Genomic DNA, 4,745 nt, shown 5'->3' on the forward strand with positions numbered 1-4,745 from the left:
ACCTGGAGACGCCCATCGGCGAGATGGGCCTGCCCATCCGCGTCGAGACCCGCACCGGCGACACCCCCTCCTCCCGCCGCCAGCGGCAGCGGCGCGACCCGCCCGACATCCTCCTCACCACCCCCGAGCAGATCTCCCTGCTGCTCGCCTCCAAGGACGCCGGGCACCTGTTCGGCGGCCTCAAGCGCGTGGTGCTGGATGAGTTGCACGCCCTCGTCACCTCCAAGCGCGGCGACCTGCTGGCGCTGGCCCTCGCCCGGCTGCGGGCCATCGCGCCGGGGCTGCAATGCGTCGGCCTCTCCGCCACCGTGGCCGAGCCCGACGATCTGCGCCGCTATCTGGTGGCGCAGGACGAGACCGCCCCCGAACCCGCCCCCCTCGCCGACCTGGTGGTGGCGCAAGGCGGCGTCGCGCCCGACGTGCGCATGCTGGAAACCGACGTGCCCATGCCGTGGGCGAGCCACATGGCGCTCCATGCGGTGCGCGACATCTATGCGCTCTTGAAGGCGAACCGGCTCAGCCTCGTGTTCGTCAACACGCGCCGGCAGGCGGAATTCATCTTCCAGGAGCTGTGGCGCATCAACGACGACAGCCTGCCCATCGCCCTCCACCACGGCTCGCTGGCGGTGGAACAGCGGCGCAAGGTGGAGGCGGCCATGGCCGCTGGGCGGCTGAAGGCGGTGGTGGCCACCTCCTCCCTCGACCTCGGCATCGACTGGGGCGACGTGGACCTCGTCGTCAACGTGGGCGCGCCCAAGGGCTCCTCGCGCCTCCTGCAGCGCATCGGCCGCGCCAACCACCGGCTGGACGAGCCGTCCCGCGCCGTGCTGGTGCCGGCCAACCGGTTCGAGGTGCTGGAATGCCGGGCGGCGCTGGAGGCGGTGAAGATCGGCGCGCAGGATACCCCGCCCGAGCGCCTCGGCGCGCTGGATGTGCTGGCCCAGCACATCCTCGGCATGGCCTGCGCCGCTCCGTTCGCCGCCGACGCGCTCTTCAACGAAGTGCGCTCGGCCGCCCCCTACCGGCATCTGCCCCGCGCGGATTTCGACGCCGCCCTCGATTTCGTCGCCACCGGCGGCTACGCGCTGCGTGCCTATGAGCGCTACGCCAGGATCCGCCCCACCCGCGACGGCCTGTGGCGGGTGGCCAACCCCATGGTGGCGCAGGCCTACCGGCTCAACGTGGGCACCATCGTGGAATCCACCATGCTCAAAGTCCGCCTGGTCTCGGCGCGCGGCGCGGCCAGGACCGGCGTCACCGGGCGGGTGCGCTTCGGCGGGCGGATGCTGGGCGAGGTGGAGGAATATTTCGTGGAGACCATGGTGCCCGGCGACACCTTCGTCTTCGCCGGCGAGATCCTGCGCTACGAGACTATGGTGGAGGACGAGGTCTATGTCTCGCGCACCACCGCCACCGAGCCCAAGGTGCCGGCCTATGCGGGCGGCAAGTTCCCCCTCTCCACCTTCCTCGCGGCGGGGGTGCGGGCGCTGCTCGCCGCCCCCGAGCGCTGGGCCGCGCTGCCGGGGCAGGTGCGCGAGTGGCTGGAGCTGCAGCGCCTGCGCTCCCGCCTGCCCGGCCGCGACGACCTGCTGGTGGAAAGCTTCGTGCAGGGCGGGCGGTACTATCTGGTCACCTACCCGTTCGAGGGCCGCCTCGCCCACCAGACGTTGGGCATGCTTTTGACGCGGCGGCTGGAGCGGGCACGGCTGAAGCCGCTGGGCTTCGTCGCCAACGACTATGCCCTCGCCGTCTATGCGGCCGGCGACATGGGCGCCGCCATCGCCGGGGGGCGGCTGGCGCTGGCCGACCTGTTCGACGAGGACATGCTGGGCGACGACCTTGAGGCGTGGCTGGCGGAAAGCGCCCTGATGAAGCGCACGTTCCGCACTTGCGCGGTGATCGCCGGGCTGATCGAGCGGCGGTTTCCCGGCAAGGAGAAGACCTCGCGGCAGGTCACCGTTTCCACCGACCTCATCTATGACGTGCTGCGCCGGCACGAGAGCGACCATCTGCTGCTGCGCGCCGCGCGGGCGGACGCCGCCACCGGCCTGCTCGACGTGAAGCGGCTCGGCGAGATGCTGGCGCGCATCCGGGGCCGCATCGTCCATATGCCGCTGGAGCGGGTATCGCCGCTGGCGGTGCCGGTGCTGCTGGAGATCGGCCAGGAGAGCGTCGGGGGCGAAGCGAGCGACGCGCTGCTCGCCGAGGCGGAGGAAGAGCTGATTCGCGCCGCCATGGGGTGATCAGCCGGCCGGACCGTAGGCGTCCCGAAGCGAGGCGTGCAAAGGCGCTCCCGCAACGACCTCACAGGTCGCGACGAAAGGTCTGGCCGCCGATTTCGCAGCTGCGAAGGCGCCAAGTCAGCTGTGGCACATTGGAAACGAGCAACTTTGAACGAACTCCATTCCCATCACAATCACGTGATCAGACGGCGCGCAAAACACCCGCCGCCGAACCCGGATATCAGAACATCACGCCGCCGAGCATGCCAACGGTGGCGGCACTGGCCTCGTGCGGGGCAAAAAATGCAGCAATTCCAAGGATAGTCACCAGAGCGCCGGTGACAGCAAGCTTCCGAACCATGGCCACTCTCCGAATTTGTCGTCTATAGGGTTAACGATGCACGTCGATTAAGAGTTCCTTAACCAAGCCTGTCTGAACCCCCTTTGATGCTCCCGTTCAGAAAGTGTTCAGGAAAGTCACGGCTGCGTGACGATTGCCCCGCTTGGAGGGGCAGGACGATTGACCTTTGCCCCACATGATGTTGCATCGCAGCAGCAAGGATTCCGCCGAAGGAGGTACAGGCATGTCGCAGAAGAGCGGGGGCGAGGCCGGGACGAAGAGCGGAGCGAAAAGTCCCTGGCATGACCTTGAGGCGCCCGGCACCGCCGCATTCGAGGAACTGGCCCGCGAAGCCTTCGCCCGCCTGCCCGCCTCGTTCCGCGCGCTGTGCACCGGCCTCGTCATCCGCATCGAGGACTTTCCCACCGACGAGGTGCTGGACGAGATGGAGGCCGAGACGCCGTTCGACCTCCTCGGCCTGTTCCAGGGCGTCGGCCGCGCCCAGGCCGGAGCCGTGGCCGAGACCGGGCAGATGCCCAACATGGTCTTCCTCTATCGCCGCCCCATCCTCGATTACTGGGCCGAGCACGAGGAAACCCTCGGCGACGTGGTCACCCACGTGCTGGTGCACGAGATCGGCCATCATTTCGGCCTCTCCGACGACGACATGGAAGCCATCGAGGACCGGGCCAATTGACCGCAGGGCAGGCCGCCCATTAGCGCTGGACCCATGGGCGGCAGCTTTTTAGAATTGATCAAAACAAGGAGGCTCATGTGCCCGTCGATCCCAAACTCTCGCGCTATGGGGCGCCGCTGCGCGCCATCCACTGGCTCACCGTTCTGAGCATCATCGTCGCCTTCGGCATCACCTATTTTGAGGACTTCTTTCCCCGCGGCACGCCCGGTCGCGCGACCTTGTGGTGGACCCACATCTCGGTCGGCCTCCTCGTCATCGCCCTGGTGGCTGCGCGCATTCCGGTGCGGATCTTCGGGCGCAACCCGCCGCCCTCGCCCGAGGTCAGCCGGCCAGTGGCCATCGCCTCGCACATCGTGCACGGGCTGCTCTATTTGCTCCTGATCGCCACCCCGCTGGTCGGCATCTACCTCGCCTTCCTGCGCGGCGGCGATGTCAGCTTCTTCTCGCTGTTCTCCATCCCCTCGCCCATCGCGGTGAACCGGGACCTCGCGCGCGAGGTGATCGAGGTGCACGAATGGCTGGCCAACGGCCTCGTCATCCTCGCCGTCCTGCACGCGGCCGCCGCCGTGGCCCACCATGTCGTGCTCAAGGACGACGTGCTGAAGCGCATGCTTCCGGAACGCGCCGCGCGCTGACCGGCCGGACCGCCTTCGGGCCGGCGCGCGGGCTTGCGTGCGCCGGTCTTCTTGACTGGGCAAGGGCGGATGCGCCTGTTATGGAGGGGCCTCAGGCAGAAGCCTATGAAGACAAGCCGAGGCTCAAGGTCCCATGGAGAAGTTCACCGTCCTGGAGGGTGTCGCCGCCCCGCTGAAGCTGGTCAATGTCGATACCGACATGATCATCCCCAAGCAGTACCTGAAGACCATCAAGCGCACAGGCCTTGGAACCGGCCTGTTCTCGGAGATGCGGTACAAGGACGACGGCTCGGACAATCCCGACTTCGTGCTCAACCAGAGCGCCTACAAGAATGCCAAGATCCTGGTGGCCGGCGACAATTTCGGCTGCGGCTCGTCCCGTGAGCATGCGCCCTGGGCGCTGCTCGACTTCGGCATCCGCTGCGTGATCTCCACCTCGTTCGCCGACATCTTCTACAACAACTGCTTCAAGAACGGCATTCTGCCCGTGGTCGTCTCCAAGGAGGACCTGGACAAGCTGTTCGACGATGCCGATCGCGGCGCCAACGCCACCCTCACCATCGACCTGCCGGCGCAGGAGATCCGCGGGCCGGACGGCGGCGTGGTGAAGTTCGAGATCGACCCGTTCCGCAAGCGCTGCCTGATCGAAGGGCTGGACGACATCGGCCTGACCCTGGAAAAGGCCCCCGCCATCGCCGCCTACGAGACCGCCAAGAGCGCCGAGCAGCCCTGGCTGTGAGCCGCTGTGGCGAAAGCCGCCCGGCGCGCCGTCGGTGCATTCGGCGCGCGCTGGTAGGACCTTAGCCGCCGCGCCCCCTCTCCCGCGTGCGGGGGAGGGTTGGGGTGGGGGC

General features: G+C 68.0%; 4 protein-coding genes. All 4 read left to right on the forward strand.

Annotated elements, in window-relative coordinates:
- Positions 1-2,243: ligase-associated DNA damage response DEXH box helicase (locus K9U40_RS22035; protein ID WP_282892254.1), on the forward strand; the 2,243-nt coding region annotated here is incomplete at its 5' end.
- A gap of 563 nt (positions 2,244-2,806) precedes the next feature.
- Positions 2,807-3,259 (forward strand): metallopeptidase family protein, encoded by a 453-nt coding sequence (locus K9U40_RS22040; RefSeq protein WP_282892255.1) that lies wholly within the window; start codon positions 2,807-2,809, stop codon positions 3,257-3,259.
- A 77-nt stretch (positions 3,260-3,336) separates the two neighbouring features.
- Complete coding sequence (locus K9U40_RS22045) at positions 3,337-3,894, forward strand: cytochrome b (RefSeq protein ID WP_282892256.1); 558 nt, start codon at positions 3,337-3,339, stop codon at positions 3,892-3,894.
- Between the two features lie 133 nt (positions 3,895-4,027).
- Complete coding sequence (gene leuD, locus K9U40_RS22050; RefSeq protein WP_282892257.1) at positions 4,028-4,633, forward strand: 3-isopropylmalate dehydratase small subunit; 606 nt, start codon at positions 4,028-4,030, stop codon at positions 4,631-4,633.
- The last annotated feature ends 112 nt before the right edge of the window (positions 4,634-4,745 follow it).

Source organism: Xanthobacter autotrophicus, assembly GCF_030015065.1.
GTDB lineage: Bacteria > Pseudomonadota > Alphaproteobacteria > Rhizobiales > Xanthobacteraceae > Xanthobacter > Xanthobacter autotrophicus_D.